The organism is Pseudonocardia sp. UM4_GMWB1 (assembly GCF_017312155.1).
GTDB classification, from domain to species: Bacteria; Actinomycetota; Actinomycetes; order Mycobacteriales; family Pseudonocardiaceae; genus Pseudonocardia; species Pseudonocardia alni.
In genome coordinates this window covers 3,375,462-3,390,944 of record NZ_QJPN01000001.1, presented here as the reverse complement: position 1 = coordinate 3,390,944, position 15,483 = coordinate 3,375,462, and the positions used below count along the sequence as shown (strand labels likewise).

Sequence of the window (15,483 nt, the reverse complement as noted above, 5' to 3'; positions counted from 1 at the left end):
CGATCAGGTCCCCGGCAGCGGGGCGGCGTGCGCGGGGCCGGGACTTCCCCGACGAGGGCCGCGACGCCGGCGGGACCGCTCAGCCACGGGCGAGCCGGGACCGGCGGTGGGCCGCCATCCGGACCGGGGCGTCCGGCCAGCCGTGCCCGTCGTGCGTGCCGGTGCGCTGCACCAGGGCGAGGAACAGCCGTCCGCCGAGCAGCTCGGTGCAGACCTGCAGGTAGTCGCCGTGCGCGTCGCGGTCGTGCAGGACCCCGAGCTCCCGGTAGGCGGCGACGGTGTCCGCGGGCAGGTCGAGCCGGGCGGCCAGGTCGTCGTGGTAGTTGGCGGGCACCGCGAGCAGCGGCACCCCGGCGGCCCGTGCCGCGGCCGCGGTGGCGAGCACGTCGTCGCAGGCCAGGGCCACGTACTGCGGGTCGGCGACGGCCGGGCTCCAGTCCCCGCGACGCAGCACCGACACGGTCAGCGCCAGCCGGACCCGGCGCCGGGGGTCGGCGAGCGCCCGGCTGCGGACCAGCCCGAACGGGGCCGCGTACTTCCCGTCGCCGACCGGGTCCAGGCCGAGGACGGCACGGTGGAACAGCACCGCCTCGTCGAACGCGTCGTAGGGCTGGGTCAGGCCGACGTGGTCGATCCCGGTGATCCCGGTCCCGGGGGCGGGCGCTTCGTCGACGCCGACGAAGTCGTGCGGCCAGGGCGGGCCGTGCGTGGCGTCCGGGCCCGCGTCGCCGGAGGTGCGGCACAGGAACAGCGCGGTGCCGTCCGGTGCGGGGATCTCGGCGAACTCGGCCTCCCCCGGCCCGGTCGCGCGGGGGACCGGGGAGGCACAGAGCCGGGCGGCCCGGCGGGCGGAGGCGTCCGGGTCGGGGGACTCGACGGCGATCGCCGCGACCGCACCGGACCCGGTGCCCGCCGCGTTGACGAGCAGCCGGGCACCGCCCTGCTCGAAGCGCTCCACCTGCTTGGTGCGGTGCACCCCGGTACGGCTGAACCCCAGTGCACGCAGCACCCGGCCCAGCTCCGGGCCCGCGGTCAGCTCGACGAACGCGGTCCCGTCGAGGGACGGCGCCGCGGTGGCGACCGGGTCGGTCCCGGCACCGGCCAGCGCGGTGGCCTCGGCGAGGGCGATCAGCGAGCGGCGGGCGTCGACGGCGGTGCGGACCGGGTCGGACTGGCGGAAGACGTCGTTGAACACCTCCAGCGACAGCGGCCCGGCGTACCCGGCCGCCAGCACCGGGGCGAGGAACGCGGGCAGGTCGAACCCGCCCTGACCGGGGAACAGCCGATGGTGACGGCTCCAGGACAGCACGTCCATCGACAGCTCCCGGGCGTCGGCGAGCTGCAGGAAGAACAGCTTCCCGCCGGGGACCTCGGCGATCCGGGCCGGGTCCGAGCCGCGGGCCAGGACGTGGAAGGAGTCCAGGCAGAGGCCGAGCGCGGGGTGGTCGGCGGCGCGCACGGCGTCCCAGGAGGCGTCCCAGGTGTCGACGTGCCTGCCCCAGGCGAGCGCCTCGTAGGCGATGCGCAGCCCGCGCTCGTGGGCGCGGGCTGCGAGGGTGTGCAGCTGGCGGCGAGCAGGTCGGCGTCGGCGGCGGGGTCGACGGCGTCGGGGGACACCGAGGAGCACACCAGCACGGTGTCGGCGCCGAGCCCCGCCATGACCTCGAACGTCGCGTCCGCGCGGCGCAGGTTCGCCGCGAACCGGTCGGGGTCGGTCGAGTCGATGTCGCGCAGCGGCTGATAGAGGTCCACCGACAGGCCCAGGTCGCGGCAGCGGGCGCCGATCGCCGCCGGGGACCCGGGGTCGGCGAGCAGGTCCGGCGCGAAGATCTCGACGCCGTCGAACCCCGCGGTCGCGGCGGCGGCGAGCTTGTCCTCCAGCGTGCCGGACACGCAGACCGTGGCCAGGGACAGGCGCGCGGTCCCGGTGGCCGGGGTCGCGGTGGGCACGGTTCCGGTGGGCACGGTTCCGGTGGGCGCGGTTCCGGTGGGCGCGGTCTCAGGCGACACGGGCGGCCTCCTGCTCGGCGGTGATCAGCTCGGCGAGGTGGGCGAGCATCCGCGCCGGGTCCGGTGCGACGCCGGTGAACAGCCGGAACGCCTCCGCGGCCTGGTGCACGGCCATCGCGCCGCCGTCGACGGTGCGGCAGCCCGCGGCGCGCGCGGCACCCAGCAGCGCGGTGTCCAGCGGCCGGTAGACGATCTCGGCGACCCACGGGCGGGTCGCGAGCAGCGCGGGGTCGAACGGCAGGCCGGGGTGCTCGGCCATCCCCACCGGTGTGGCGTGCACGAGCCCGTCGGCGCCGGGGAGCAGCGCGGCCAGCTCCGGCGACGGGTGGCCGGTGGCCTGCGCGCCCGGGACCAGGTGCGGGGTCACCGACGCGGCGAGCGCGGCGGCGCGGTCCCCGTCGACGTCGACGACCTGCAGGACGCCGACGCCCTCGCGGGCCATGGCGTAGGCGGCCGCGGCGCCGGCGCCCCCGGCACCCAGCAGCACGACCCGGCCCGTCGCGGCGCCGGGCAGCCCGGCCCGCCAGCCGTCGCGGAACCCGGTCCAGTCGGTGTTGTGCCCGGTCATCGACCCGTCCGTGCCGAGGACGACGGTGTTGACCGCGCCGATGGCGGCGGCGTCCGGGGCGAGGGCGTCGAGGTGGCCGATCACGCGCTGCTTGCAGGGATGGGTGATGTTGAGCCCCGCGTGGCCCTGGGCGCGGGCCCGGCGGAGCAGGTCGCCGACGCCGTCCGGCGCGACCCCGAGGACGTCGAGGTCGAAGCGCCGGTAGGTCAGGTCCAGGCCGTGCGCGACGCCCTCGCGCTCGTGCAGGGCAGGCGACAGCGACGGACCGATGCCGGCGCCGATCAACCCCGTCCGCACCCGTGTGCCGGTTCCGGTGTCGCGCCGGGTCTCGCTGCTGCTCCGCACGGATCCCTCCTCGGATCTATGTACCGTACGGTTAGTTGTACCGGACGGTGCACGGCTCGGCCAGGGGAGACGGCCGGTGATCCGTAGAGTCCGGGGACGCCGCCGGGATCCCGGCGGCGCGGACCGGCGGAGGGGGTACCGCAGTGGCAGCGGCACCGGAGGACGGCGTCCGGCAGCGCGACGCCGAGCGCACCCGCACCGAGATCCTGGACGAGGCGACCGCGGAGTTCGCCGACCGGGGACTGGCCGGGGCGCGGGTCGACGAGATCGCCGCGCGCACCCGGACCACCAAGCGGATGCTCTACTACTACTTCGGCTCGAAGCAGGGTCTCTACCTGGCGGTTCTCGAGCGGGCCTACGCCGGGATCCGGGCACTGGAGCAGCAGCTGTCGGTGTCGGACCTCAACCCGGCGCGGGCGGTGCGTGCGGTCGCCGAGCTCACCTTCGACCACCACGAGGCGCACCCGGACTTCATCCGGCTGGTGGCGATCGAGAACATCCACCACGCCGAGCACCTGCGGTCCTCCCCGTTGCGCGAGGGGCTGGCCGGGCCCGCGGTCGGAGTGCTGGAGCCGATCCTCGCCCGCGGCCGGGAGACCGGCATGTTCCGCGACGACGTCGACGCCTTCGACGTCCACGTGCTGATCAGCTCGTTCTGCGTGTTCCGGGTGGCCAACCGGCACACCGTCTCGGCCATCTTCGGCCGCGACCTGCTGGACCCGGCCCGCCGGGCGCACTACCGCCGCATGGTCGGTGACCTGGTGGTGGAGTACCTGACCGCCCGCGTCGGACAGGACTGACGGGACCGGCGTCCCTCCGGCTCTTGACAGGTGTCGCTGCGCAACTCACTATTCGGTACGTAACCAGACGGTACATAAGCGAGCGGCCCGCCGCCCGGGAGCCGTCGTCCACACCAGTGCCTGCAACGTCGCACACGCCGGGAGCCACCGTGAGCCAGCAACCGTCCGCCGCGCCCACCGCGCCGCAGGCGCAACCGACACGGGCCGCCCTGGCCGCGTGGATCGGCAGCGCCCTGGAGTACTACGACTTCTTCATCTACGGCACCGCCGCGGCGCTGGTGTTCAACAAGGTGTTCTTCCCCGACTCCAGCCCGGTCGCCGGCACGCTGCTGTCGCTGGCCACCTTCGGCTTCGGCTACGTCGCCCGCCCGCTCGGTGCGGTGCTCTTCGGTCACATCGGTGACCGGCTGGGGCGCAAGAAGGTACTGGTCGCGACCCTGATGATGATGGGGGTCGCGACGCTGGCGATCGGCTTCCTGCCCACCTACGGCCAGGTCGGGGTGCTCGCCCCGGCGCTGCTGGTGACCTGCCGGCTGCTGCAGGGCCTGTCCGCGGGCGGTGAGCAGGCCGGCGCGAACTCGATGACGCTGGAGCACTCCCCGCAGGGACGCCGCGCGTTCTTCACCAGCTTCACCCTGTCCGGCACCCAGGGCGGGCAGATCATCGCGACCGCGGTGTTCCTGCCGATCGCGCTGCTGCCCGAGGACGCGCTGCTGTCCTGGGGCTGGCGGGTGCCGTTCTGGGCGAGCGTGCTGGTGATGGTCGCCGGTGTGCTGATCCGGCGGACGCTGCACGAGACCCCGGTGTTCACCACCGAGGTCGCCGACACCGAGGGCGCACCGAAGGCGAAGGACGAGCTCCCGATTGCCGCGCTGTTCCGCGGCCACTGGCCGAACCTGCTGCGTGTCACCCTCGCCGCGACGGTGGCCTCGGTCAGCACCCTGATGACGGTGTTCGCACTGTCGTTCGCGGTCAACACCGTCGGCCTGGAGCGCTCGACCATGCTGTGGGTCGTCGTGAGCGCCAACGTCGTCGCCCTCGCCGCCATCCCGCTGTTCGCCACGCTCGCCGACCGGATCGGGCGGCGCCCGGTGTTCATCGCGGGGGCGCTGGGCAGCGCGGTGCTGCTCGCCTTCTACCTGTGGGCCGTGTCCACCGGTGAGTACCTGCTGGTCTTCGGCGTCGGCATCCTCCTGTCGGGCGTCGTCTACAGCGCCGCCAACGGCGTGTGGCCCTCGTTCTACGGCGAGATGTTCCCGGCCAGGGTCCGCCTGACCGGTACGGCCGTCGGCACCCAGATCGGCTTCGCGTTCGGCGGGTTCGCCCCGACCATCGCCGCCGCGCTGGCCGCGAACAGCGTCAGCGGCTGGCTGCCGGTCGCCGTGTTCGGCGGTGTGATCTGCCTGGTGGCGGCGGCGTCGGCCTGGTCGGCCCGGGAGACCGCGCACCTGTCCCTCGACGAGATCGAGGCCGGTTTCGAGGCCCGTGACCGGGCCCCGGCCCGCGTCTGACCCCGACCGCACCCGTCCCGCAGCCGGGCCCCGTGGCATCACGCCACGGGGCCCGCCGGCGTCCCGGCCGCGGCCGCCAGCACCCCGACGACGTCGCCGGGGTCGGCGGCCCGGTCGCCGCGCCACACCGCGTCGGTGCCCAGCCGCACCTGCGCCCCGGTCACCGGCAGCACGTGTACCGGCTCCCCGACGAACGCCTTGTGCGTGGCGCCGGACCCCAGCCCGACCAGCGTGAACGCCTCCCCGGCGGCGACGACGTGGGTGAGGTCGCCCGGATTGTGGGTGTCGAGCTCGATCCGCCGGTGCACGCCGTGCCGGGCGAGCAGCTCCCCGGTGGCCCGGTAGACCGCCGGGGCGGCGTCGTAGCGGATGGACACGTACGGCAGCTCCGCCAGCTCCTCGAGGCGGACCTCGGTGCGGTCGTCGAAGCCGCGCCCGTGCCCGACGACGACGGCCGCCGGCCGGGTGTCCACCCGCCGCACGGTCAGCCCGGGGTCGTCGCTCCCGCCGTGCACGAACGCCAGGTCCAGCTCGCGGCGCGCCACCGCGCGGGCCAGCTCCGCGCTGGTCCCGGGCCGGATCCGCACCGCCAGCTCCGGACGGGCGGCCCGCAGCCGCTCCAGGAACCCGTCGCGGACCGCCGCGGTCACGTCCGGCGCCATCCCCACCACGACGACCGGGTGCCCGTCCGCGGCGGCCAGCGCCCCGGGCAGCGCCTCCACCCGGGCCACGATGTCGCGGGCCCGCGGCAGCAGCGCCCGTCCGGCCGCGGTGAGCGCCATCCCGCGCGCGGACCGGGTGAACAGCGGCGCGCCGAGCTCCCGCTCCAGGTCGCGGACCCGTCGCGACAACGGCGACGCGGCGAGGTGCAGCCGGGCCGCCGCCCGGGTCAGGTTCAGCTCGTCGGCGACGGCGAGGAAGTACCGCAGATGGAACAGCTCCACGGAGCATGACCCTAGAGGTCACGTCCGCCTGCACGTATCGGTCCTGGTGGCGGCGCTGACCGGCGCCTTACCGTGACCGGCATGGCCTCCCGTCCCGTGCGCATCGCGAACGTCTCCGGCTACCTCGGCGACCGGTACACCGCCGTCGACGAGGCGATGGCCGGTGACCCGGTCGACGTCCTGATGGGCGATTACCTCGCCGAGATCACCCTCGCCGCGCTCGCCGCCGCGGCCGGGCGCGGCGGCCCCGGCTACGTCGCGTACGCCCTGGACCAGCTCACCCCGCACCTGCCCGAGATCGCCCGGCGCGGGATCCGGGTCGTCACGAACGCGGGCGGGTTCGACCCGGCCGGGATGGCGCAGGAGCTGCGCGGCCGGATCGCGGCGGCCGGGCTGTCGCTGCGGGTCGCGCACGTCGCCGGGGACGGGGTGTTCGACCGGCTCGCCGACTTCCACACCGACGGCCACGGGCTGGAGCACCTCGACACCGGCGCCCCGCTCAAGGACTGGGGCTTCGCCCCGATCGCCGCGAACGCCTACCTCGGCGGCTTCGGGATCGCCGCCGCGCTGGCCGCCGGTGCCGACGTCGTCGTGACCGGGCGGGTCACCGACGCCTCGCTCACCGCCGGCCCGGCCGCCTGGTGGCACGGCTGGGGCCCCGACGAGTTCGACGCGCTGGCCGGCGCGGTCACCGCCGGGCACGTCATCGAGTGCGGCGCGCACGCCACCGGCGGCAACTTCTCCGGGTTCCGGTCGGTGCCCGGCATGCTGCGCCCCGGCTTCCCGATCGCCGAGGTCGCCGCCGACGGCTCCTCGGTGATCACCAAGCACGCCCGCGACGGCGGCACCGTCACCGTGGACACCGTCACCGCGCAGCTGCTCTACGAGATCCAGGGCCCCCGCTACCTGAATCCCGACGTCACCGTGCACCTCGACACCGTGCGGCTGAGCCAGGAGGGCCCGGACCGCGTCGCGATCGGCCCCGTCACCGGGTCCCCGCCGCCGCCCACGGCGAAGGTCGCGGTGTTCGCCCCGATCGGCTACGAGATCTCCACGATGCTGTTCTGCACCGCCCCGGACGTCGAGGGCAAGGTGGAGCTGCTGCGCACCCAGCTGCGTGCCGCGCTGGAGGGGCACGTCGACTCCCTCGAGGTCACCCCGCTCGGCGTCGCCGCGGTCGACCCGCCGACCCAGTGGGCGGCGACCGTCCCGATCCGGGTGATCGCGACCGCCCGCGAGAAGGAACCGCTGCTCCGGTTCGCACCGGCCGTCGGGTCGCTGTACCTGCAGGGCTTCCCCGGCTTCCACCACGACGGGCACGCGCCACGGGCGTCGCAGCCGTGGCCGCGGGTCGAGTACTGGCCCGCGCTGCTGGAGTCCGCGCTGCTCGACCACCACGCCGTCCTCGACGACGGCAGCCGGGTCGAGGTCCCGCGCGCCACCCGGACCGCCACTCCGGAGGAGACCGTGCAGCCGGTGCACCCGGAGCCGGACCTGCCCGCACCGACCGGCCCGCGCGCCGAGCTGGGCGAGTACACGTGGGCCCGGGCGGGGGACAAGGGCGGCAACGCCAACGTGGGCGTCTGGTGCCGCGACCCCGCGCACTGGGAGTGGCTGCGTGCCACCCTGACCACCGGGCGGGCGGCCGCGCTGCTCCCCGAGGCGGGGGGCCGCATCGTCCGCCACGAGTTCCCGCACCTGCGCGCGGTGCACCTGGTGCTCGTCGGGCTGCTCGGCTCGGGCGGCTCGGCCAACCTGCGCGTGGACCAGATCGGCAAGTCCGTGGGCGAGTACCTGCGGGCCCGGCACGTGGAAGGACCCACCGCATGACCACCCCCGCCGCCACGACCGGCGACGCCACCGCCGAGCGCATCCTCGCGAACGTCGCGTCCCCCGCCACCGACGACGCCTTCGACCCCGGTGCGGCCCTCGACGGGCTGCTGGGCTGCGTCGGGATGAGCGGCGCCGACGCCGGCGGGCGGGTCGGCTTCGTCGGCGCCGACCCGGTCGTGCCCAGCGCGCTGCGCCTCGGCGGCGGTGCGGCCGTCGCGCTCGCCGCGAAGTCGGTCGCGCTGGCCGCGGTGCACCGCGACCGCGGCGGCGACGGCCAGGACGTCACCGTCGACGTGCGCCGCGCCCCGCACCGGCTCTGCCCGTTCTACGACCGCCGCTGGGAGCTGGTGAACGGCCATCCCGCCGCCAGCCCGGCGATCACCTCGCAGGCGCTCGGGTTCTCCTTCCACCGCACCCGCGACGACCGCTGGGTGATGCCGCTCAACCCCTACCCGGCACTGCGTGCCCGGGCCGAGACCTTCCTCGGGGTGCCCGAGAGCGGCGTCGCCGACGCGGTCGTCCGGTGGGACGCCGCCGAGCTGGAGGCGGCCGCGAGCGACGCCGGCATCGTCATGCCGATGGCCCGCACGCCCGCCGAGTGGCTCGCGACCGAGCAGCACGCGGCGCTGGCCGGCACCCCGCCGATCACCCTGCGCCGCATCGGCGACGCCCCGCCCGAGCCGTTCCCGCGGCGCCGCCGCGCCGACCTGCCGCTGGACGGGCTGCGCGCGCTCGGGATGGGCCACGTCATCGCCGGCGCCGGGACCGGCCGGGCGCTGGCCCTGCACGGCGCGGACGTGCTCAACATCTGGCGCCCCACGGAGTTCGAGCACGACAGCACCTACGTCACCGCGAACGTCGGCGTCCGGTCCGCCACGGTGGACCCGCACGCCGCCGACGGCGCCGCGCTGCTGCGCGGGCTGCTCGCCGACGCCGACGTGTTCTACGCCAACCGCCGCCCCGGCTACCTGGCCCGGCTCGGGCTGTCCGCCGAGGAGGCCGCCGCGGTGCGGCCCGGCATCGTGCACGCCTCGAACACCCTGCACGGGCCGGTCGGGCCGTGGGCGCAGCGCGTCGGGTTCGACCAGTCCGCGGGCACCCTGGTCGGGATGATGACCCTGGAGGGCGGCTCGGCCACCGACCCGACGGTGGCGCCCCGGCTCTCACCGATCCTGGTCGTCAACGACTACATCGTGTCCTGGCTGACCGCCGCCGGGGTCGCGGCGGCACTGCGCCGCCGCGCGGTGGAGGGCGGTTCCTGGGCGGTGGAGGTGTCGCTGGCCCGGGCCGCGCTGTGGATGCTGGAACTCGGGGTCCTTGACCTCGGCTACGCCCGCGAGGTCGCGGGCACCGGCGAGCGCCACGCCTACCCCGCCCCGGAGACGTTCACCGCGCAGACCCCGCTGGGGCACTACCAGGGGGTGACCGACCAGGTCACGATGAGCGCGACGCCGGGGGAGTACCGCACGGTGCTCGTCCCCCGCGGCTCCGGACGCCCGGAGTGGCTGGGGAGCTGAGCCGGGCGCCCGGGCGCCGGGATCCCGGGCCCGCCGTTCAGCGGTCGCGGCGCGGCGGCGGCTCCACCCGGGGGATCGGGCGGGTCACGTCGGCGTGGTCCACGGCCGGGTCCGCGGTCCGGTCCACGGCGCGGTGCGCGCCCGGGTCCGACACGGGACCCGGGACGCGGTCCATGACCTGGGTCGTGGCCTGGTCAGGGGTGTGCTCGGGGGCGCGGCCGGAGGTGTCGTCCGGGGCGGCCGGCGCCGCCGACCCGTCCACCCGCCGCTCGACGGCCATGATCGCCAGGACGGCCGCCGCGCCGGCCGCGGCCGGCAGCAGCATCCACCACCAGCCCGGGTCGGGCGCCAGCACACCGCGGGCGTCGTCCTGCCAGGGCCACAGCGCCCGCAGCGCCCCCAGCAGTACCCCGATCATGATCACCATCAGGGTGCGGCGGTGGTGCTCCAGCAGCCAGGTCAGCACCGACACGAAGCTCGCGAGCCCCAGCACGGCGCCGAGCCCGAACACGGCGATGTAGGCCAGGTCGAGGTCGCGCACCGCGCGCAGGGTCGGCTCGTAGAGCCCGAACACCAGCAGCAGGAACGACCCGGAGAAGCCCGGCAGCACCAGTGCGCACACCGCGATCGCCGCGGCCAGTCCGACCAGCGGCATCGGTGGGCGGCCCTCGCCGGCGGCCGGGGGGAGCGCGCTGACCGCGAACGTCGCCGCGAACGCGAGGACGACCAGCGCCCACTCGCGCAGCCCGCGCAGCCGCCCGGTGATCCGGAGCGGTACCGCCACCGACGCGGCGACCATCCCCAGGAACACCGCCCGGGCGCCGACGGGGTGGTCCTCGATCAGCCCCGGGAGCACCTGCGACGCCGCCACGACCGCCAGCACCATGCCCAGTGCGACGGGGAGCAGCAGGCCCCAGTCCAGCCGTCGCAGCTCCTCGCGGGGCGCCACGTCACCGCCCGCCGCGCCCGGGAGCAGACCCCGGGCCGCGGCGACGAGGTGGGCCCCCTGGGCGATCAGGCGCTCGTAGATCCCGACGACCAGGGCCATGGTCCCGCCGCTGACCCCCGGGACGGTCTCGACCACGCCGATCGCGGCCCCACGGGCCAGATGAACACCGGACATACGCGACAACACAGGACAGGACGGTACCGACCGGGCGACGATCGGGGACGGACGGGTGAACTCTCGTTCGCATCACGAAGGATCGGGGCAACCGGTTGCGTGCCGATACGTCCGAAGAGACGTACAGACCATGACGATCGGGGGACTGACATGGACGGGTACGTCCTGCACCGCACCGCCCGCTGGGCCGTGACCATCGCCGCCTGCGGCGCCGTGCTGGCCGGCTGCGGGGGTGGTGGTGACTGGCCGGCGGCCGCCGGGTCCGGTGGCGCCTCCGCCACCCCGAGTGCCGCCGCGCCGACGACGAGCGCCCCGGTGTCCGACGCCGGGGGTGCCGGATCGGCCGGGGGAGCAGGGAACGGTGGTACCCACACCGGCACCGGTGGCGCCGAGGCGGGCGGCGACGAGCGCTGCCACACCTCCGAGCTCGCCGGCTCGGTCGCGGCCGACCCGGGCGGCGGCGCCGCGGGCTCGTCGTACGTGACCCTGACGCTGCGCAACCAGGGCGGCCGCACCTGCTACGTGCGGGGCTTCCCCGGTGTGTCCTACGTCGGCGGCGGCGACGGCCACCAGATCGGCCCGGCCGCCGCGATGCAGGGCGGGCACGGCGACCCGGTGCGCCTCGCCCCCGGCGGGACCACCGGTGCGACACTGCGGGTGGTGAACGTGCGCAACTTCGACGAGGCGGCCTGCCGCCCGACGGCCGTGCGCGGCCTGCGCGTCTACCCGCCCGGCGAGACCGACTCGCTGTTCGTCCCGATGGAGGGCACCGGCTGTGCCGCCACCCCGCCCGGGGACCAGCTGGTGATCCAGGCGTTCACCGCGCGCTGACCCGCACCCGGGCCCGGTCCGCCGCGGACCGGGCCCGGCGGGGTCCGCGGGTGACCGCCACGACGGTGGAGGAGAGAACCCCGCATGACCCCGTACGACCGCCCGGACGCGCCCCGCCGGCGTGGCGACGTCGCCGCGCTCGGTCACCGGCTGCAGGACCTCGACGGAGCCTCCTACCGCTCCTACAAGGGCCTCACCGGCGTCTGGTCGGGTGAGGACGGCTACGACCTCGAGATCCGGACGGTGCAGGCCGACCCGTTCGCGCCGCCGTCGCGGCTGCGGGTGACCGTGCCCGCCCGGACCGCGGGACTGCCGCCCGGCCTGCACCGCGGCGCCGTCCGCGCGCGTGCCCTCGGCGGGTTCCTCGCCCGCGCCCTGCGCCGCGCCGTGGAGCACAGCACCCTGCGGGTCGACACGGGCGGCCAGGAGGTGCTCGACCGCAGCGCGGTCCGCATCCGGCCCGACGGCACGGTCGTCGCCGAGCTGTCGGTCCCGCTGCCCGGCCGTGGTCGCCGGATCGACGGCGGGGCCGCGGCCGCCGCGCTGACGGTTGTGCTGCCCCGCGCGGTGCTCGGCGCGCTGCGCTGGGAGACCGCCGACACCGCCGCGGCGCAGGAGTTCGTGGAGACGGTCGAGGACGCGGGTGCCCTGCGCGACGCGCTGGCCGGTCGTGGCCTGGTCGGGTTCGTCGCCGACGGCGCGGTGCTGCCGCGGCTCTCCGGTGTCGACGACCGGCCGCTGGCCGGCGGGGTCCCGTTCGTCTCCCCGCCCGAGCTGCGGGTGACCCTGGACGTCCCGCACCGCGGCACGGTGACCGGGATGGGCGTCCCCGAGGGGGTCACGCTGATCGTCGGCGGTGGCTACCACGGCAAGTCCACGCTGCTGCGCGCGCTGGAGAGCGGCGTGTACGACCACGTCCCCGGCGACGGCCGTGAACTCGTCGTCGCCCGTGCCGACACGGTGTCGGTACGCGCCGAGGACGAGCGCTCGGTGCAGCGCGTCGACGTGTCGGCCTTCGTCACCGGCCTGCCGTCCGGCAATCCCACCGACGACTTCTCGACGGAGTCGGCGTCCGGGTCGACCTCCCAGGCCGCCGCCACGGTCGAGGCGCTGGAGGCCGGTGCCGGCGTGCTGCTGATCGACGAGGACACCGCCGCCACCAACGCCATGATCCGCGACGACCGGATGCGCGCGCTGATCCCGGCCGAGCCGCTGGTCCCGTTCGTCGAGCGGGTCCGGCCGCTGCACCGCGGGCACGGGGTGTCCACCGTGCTCGTCATGGGCGGGTCGGGGGAGTACCTCGACCGCGCCGACACGGTGGTCCTGCTGCAGGACTACACCGCCTCCGAGGTCACCGGGCGGGCCCGGGAGATCGCCGGGCGGGCGGACGAGGCGGGCGACACCGCGTTCCCGGCGTTCGCGCGCCGCGAGTTCGACCCCCGCAGCGTGGACGCCTCGGTGCGCGGCCGGCGCCGGGTCACCGCCCGTGGCCGCGGCCGGCTCACCTTCGGCGCCGACGACATCGACCTGTCCGCGATCGCCCAGCTCGCCGACCCCGGCCAGACCACCGGCGTCGGGTGCGCCCTGGCCGCCCTCGACCTGCGCGGGGTCACCCTCGCACAGGCCCTGGACCGGCTGGAGGAGGCGGTGCGCCGCGAGGGGCCCGACGCGATCACCCGGGGCGCCCCCGTGGACGTCGCGGTCCCGCGGCGGCACGAGGTCGCGGCCGCCCTGAACCGACTGCGACCGGCGCGTGTGACCCACCTCCACAGAAACGGTCAGATCTGACTGTTACAGTGCGCTCCGAGCACGTGCACCGACGCACCGTCACCGGAGGACCCCATGACCCAGCCTGCCCAGCGGGACCTGAACGGCCGCACCATCGTCATGTCCGGCGGCAGCCGTGGCATCGGCCTCGCGATCCTGCTCGCGGCCGCCCGCCGCGGCGCCAACTCCGTCATCCTGGCCAAGACCGACCAGCCCGACCCGCGGCTGCCCGGCACCGTGCACACCGCGGTCGCCGAGATCGAGCAGGCCGGCGGGAGGGCCGTCGCCGTCGTCGGCGACGTGCGGGTCGAACAGGACGTGGACCGCGCCGTCGCGACCGCCGTCTCGACCTTCGGCGGCGTCGACATCGTCGTCAACAACGCCAGTGCGCTGAACATGAGCGGCACCGCCGACGTCACGCCCAAGCGCTACGACCTCATGCAGTCGATCAACTCGCGCGGCACCTACCTGCTGACCCGGGCCGCGCTGGACCACCTGAAGGCCTCCGACGACGCGCAGGTCCTCACCCTGTCCCCGCCGATCAACCTCGACCCGAAGTGGCTCGGGGAGTTCCCGCCCTACATGCTCTCCAAGTACGGCATGTCGCTGCTGACTCTGGGCTGGGCGCACGAGTTCGCCGGCGACGGCATCCGGGCCAACTGCCTGTGGCCGCGCACCACCATCGCCACCGCGGCCGTGGTCAACCTGCTCGGCGGCGACGACGCCGGCAAGCGGGCCCGCACCCCGGAGATCATGGCCGACGCCGCAGTGGCCGTCCTGACCGACCCGGCCCGCCCCACCGGGCAGACCTTCCTCGACGACGAGGTGCTCGCCGCACACGGCGTCACCGACCTCGCCCCGTACGGCGACTCCGAGCACAACGACATCGACTTCTTCATCGAGGGCACCGACCCGGCCGACCTCCCGGCGCACTAGTGCTCCGACGGTGACCGGTTGACCCCATCGGGTGAGGCCCGGAACCGGCGGGACCGGGTGCGCGACCCCTCACGACGGCGCGGGCACCCGTCCGGCCACCCCGGACCGACGACGAGGAGCACCCGAGTGCGACACATCGCCACCTTCTGCGGCAGCTGCAACTGCGGATGCCCCGAGCTGTACGTCGACGACGCCGCCGCGCCGGAGAAGCGCATCGTGGTCACCGACGACTTCGGCCAGCGCGTGCAGATGAGCGTGGACCAGTTCGCCGACCTGGTCGCCTCGGCCCGCAACGGCCTGCTGGACGACCTCGTCGCGAGCTGAACAGCTAGGCGGTCGCGGGGCCGCCGGGGACCTCCCCGGCGGCCCCGTCGTCGTTCCCGGGACGGTCATCGGCCCTGGCGAGGCGTCCCGCGAGGTCGATCAGCTCCTCGCGCAACGGCGCCGCCCGCTCGGCGAACCCGGCCTGGGCGCGGGCGTACTCGGCGCGCCCGGCGGGGGTCTCGATCGGCACCGGGTCGAACCCGTGGGCGGACAGGTCGTAAGGGGAGGCCCGCATGTCCAGCTCGCGCACGTCCGCGGCCAGGGCGAAGCAGTCGGCCACGACCTCCGACGGCACCGCCGGGGCGAGCTTGTAGGCCCACTTGTAGAGGTCCATCGTCGCGTGCAGACAGCCCGGCTGCTCCATCTCGGCCTGTCGCTCCCGGGTCGGGACGAGCTCGTTGCGCGGGGCCGCGGCGTCGGTGAAGAACCGGTAGGCGTCGTAGTGGGTGCAGCTGATCCGTGCCGACTCGACGACGGCGTCGGTGCCCGCCCGCCCGAGGCGCAGCGGCACCGTGTCGCGGTGCCGGGCGTCGTCGGTGCGGTAGACCATCGCCCACTCGTGCAGGCCGAAGCAGCCCAGCCGGGGCGCCCGGGAGCGGGTCGCGGTGAGCAGCCGGTGCACGAACGCCGCCGTCGTCCGCAGCCGCGCCGGCGCCGCCGCGGGGTCGAACAGCACCGTGCCGTCGGGCCGGGTGACGTGGCCGGGGCGGTCGGCGAGCTCCGCGGCGTCGGCCAGCGCCACGCCGGGGCCCGGGTCCCAGCGCTCCAGCTGGGCGGGGCGGTGGGAGTAGTAGGTGAACAGGAAGTCCCACACCGGGTGCGGCTCGCCGCGCCGGCGCCGCTCGCGGTGCGGCACGGTCCACACCGCGACCCGCTCCCGGTGCGCCGCCGCCCGCGCCCGCCACGCGGCGCCGTCGAGGACGGGCACGGCGGTGGTGGGCGCGGACGGGGTCGGCACGGTGTCCGACGGTACG

Annotated in this window: 12 protein-coding genes and 1 pseudogene; 8 read left to right on the top strand and 5 right to left on the bottom strand. The window is 75.8% G+C overall.

Features of this window, described 5'->3' with window-relative positions:
- Positions 1 to 79 precede the first annotated feature (79 nt).
- Together DMP15_RS16195 and DMP15_RS16190 are read right to left on the bottom strand one after the other, a co-directional pair.
- Positions 80 to 1,893 (bottom strand): annotated as a pseudogene (locus tag DMP15_RS16195) (TIM barrel protein).
- Positions 1,894 to 1,999: 106 nt separating this feature from the next.
- The gene (locus DMP15_RS16190) at positions 2,000 to 2,923 is read right to left on the bottom strand and encodes a shikimate dehydrogenase (protein WP_337826115.1); all 924 of its coding nucleotides are present in this window, start codon (positions 2,921 to 2,923) and stop codon (positions 2,000 to 2,002) included.
- 143 nt (positions 2,924 to 3,066) lie between these two features.
- Here DMP15_RS16190 and DMP15_RS16185 point away from each other — a divergent pair, with 143 nt between their 5' ends.
- The gene (locus DMP15_RS16185; protein ID WP_073574895.1) at positions 3,067 to 3,723 is read left to right on the top strand and encodes a TetR family transcriptional regulator; all 657 of its coding nucleotides are present in this window, start codon (positions 3,067 to 3,069) and stop codon (positions 3,721 to 3,723) included.
- Positions 3,724 to 3,872: 149 nt separating this feature from the next.
- Positions 3,873 to 5,234, top strand: coding sequence for an MFS transporter (locus DMP15_RS16180; protein WP_073574894.1), 1,362 nt, complete (start codon positions 3,873 to 3,875; stop codon positions 5,232 to 5,234).
- 38 nt (positions 5,235 to 5,272) lie between these two features.
- Here the strand turns inward: DMP15_RS16180 and DMP15_RS16175 are convergent, their stop codons facing one another.
- On the bottom strand, positions 5,273 to 6,178 hold the full coding sequence (locus tag DMP15_RS16175) for a LysR family transcriptional regulator (RefSeq protein ID WP_073574893.1): 906 nt from the start codon (positions 6,176 to 6,178) through the stop codon (positions 5,273 to 5,275).
- 81 nt (positions 6,179 to 6,259) lie between these two features.
- On the opposite strand from DMP15_RS16175, the gene DMP15_RS16170 reads away from it, so the two are divergent.
- Together DMP15_RS16170 and DMP15_RS16165 are read left to right on the top strand one after the other, a co-directional pair.
- Positions 6,260 to 8,008 carry an acyclic terpene utilization AtuA family protein gene (locus tag DMP15_RS16170; RefSeq protein ID WP_073574892.1) on the top strand — a complete coding sequence of 583 codons (1,749 nt, stop codon included), beginning with the start codon at positions 6,260 to 6,262 and terminating at the stop codon, positions 8,006 to 8,008.
- Positions 8,005 to 9,528, top strand: coding sequence for a CoA transferase (locus DMP15_RS16165; protein WP_073574891.1), 1,524 nt, complete (start codon positions 8,005 to 8,007; stop codon positions 9,526 to 9,528). Before DMP15_RS16170 ends, DMP15_RS16165 begins: the two co-directional genes overlap by 4 nt.
- Positions 9,529 to 9,565: 37 nt before the next feature.
- Here the strand turns inward: DMP15_RS16165 and DMP15_RS16160 are convergent, their stop codons facing one another.
- Positions 9,566 to 10,651, bottom strand: a complete 1,086-nt coding sequence (locus tag DMP15_RS16160; RefSeq protein ID WP_073574890.1) for a DUF368 domain-containing protein — start codon at positions 10,649 to 10,651, stop codon at positions 9,566 to 9,568.
- A gap of 150 nt (positions 10,652 to 10,801) precedes the next feature.
- Here DMP15_RS16160 and DMP15_RS16155 point away from each other — a divergent pair, with 150 nt between their 5' ends.
- The 4 genes from DMP15_RS16155 to DMP15_RS16140 all read left to right on the top strand — a co-directional run bounded on the left by DMP15_RS16155 (position 10,802) and on the right by DMP15_RS16140 (position 14,509).
- On the top strand, positions 10,802 to 11,482 hold the full coding sequence (locus DMP15_RS16155; RefSeq protein WP_073574889.1) for a DUF4232 domain-containing protein: 681 nt from the start codon (positions 10,802 to 10,804) through the stop codon (positions 11,480 to 11,482).
- A gap of 84 nt (positions 11,483 to 11,566) precedes the next feature.
- Complete coding sequence (locus tag DMP15_RS16150) at positions 11,567 to 13,270, top strand: ABC-ATPase domain-containing protein (RefSeq protein WP_073574888.1); 1,704 nt, start codon at positions 11,567 to 11,569, stop codon at positions 13,268 to 13,270.
- Positions 13,271 to 13,324: 54 nt separating this feature from the next.
- The gene (locus tag DMP15_RS16145; RefSeq protein ID WP_073574887.1) at positions 13,325 to 14,185 is read left to right on the top strand and encodes an SDR family oxidoreductase; all 861 of its coding nucleotides are present in this window, start codon (positions 13,325 to 13,327) and stop codon (positions 14,183 to 14,185) included.
- Between the two features lie 126 nt (positions 14,186 to 14,311).
- A complete protein-coding gene (locus DMP15_RS16140) occupies positions 14,312 to 14,509 on the top strand; it encodes a hypothetical protein (protein ID WP_073574886.1) in 198 nt (65 codons plus the stop codon).
- A gap of 4 nt (positions 14,510 to 14,513) precedes the next feature.
- On the opposite strand, the gene DMP15_RS16135 is transcribed toward DMP15_RS16140, so the two are convergent.
- A complete protein-coding gene (locus DMP15_RS16135; protein ID WP_435827724.1) occupies positions 14,514 to 15,467 on the bottom strand; it encodes a 3-methyladenine DNA glycosylase in 954 nt (317 codons plus the stop codon).
- Positions 15,468 to 15,483: the final 16 nt, after the last annotated feature.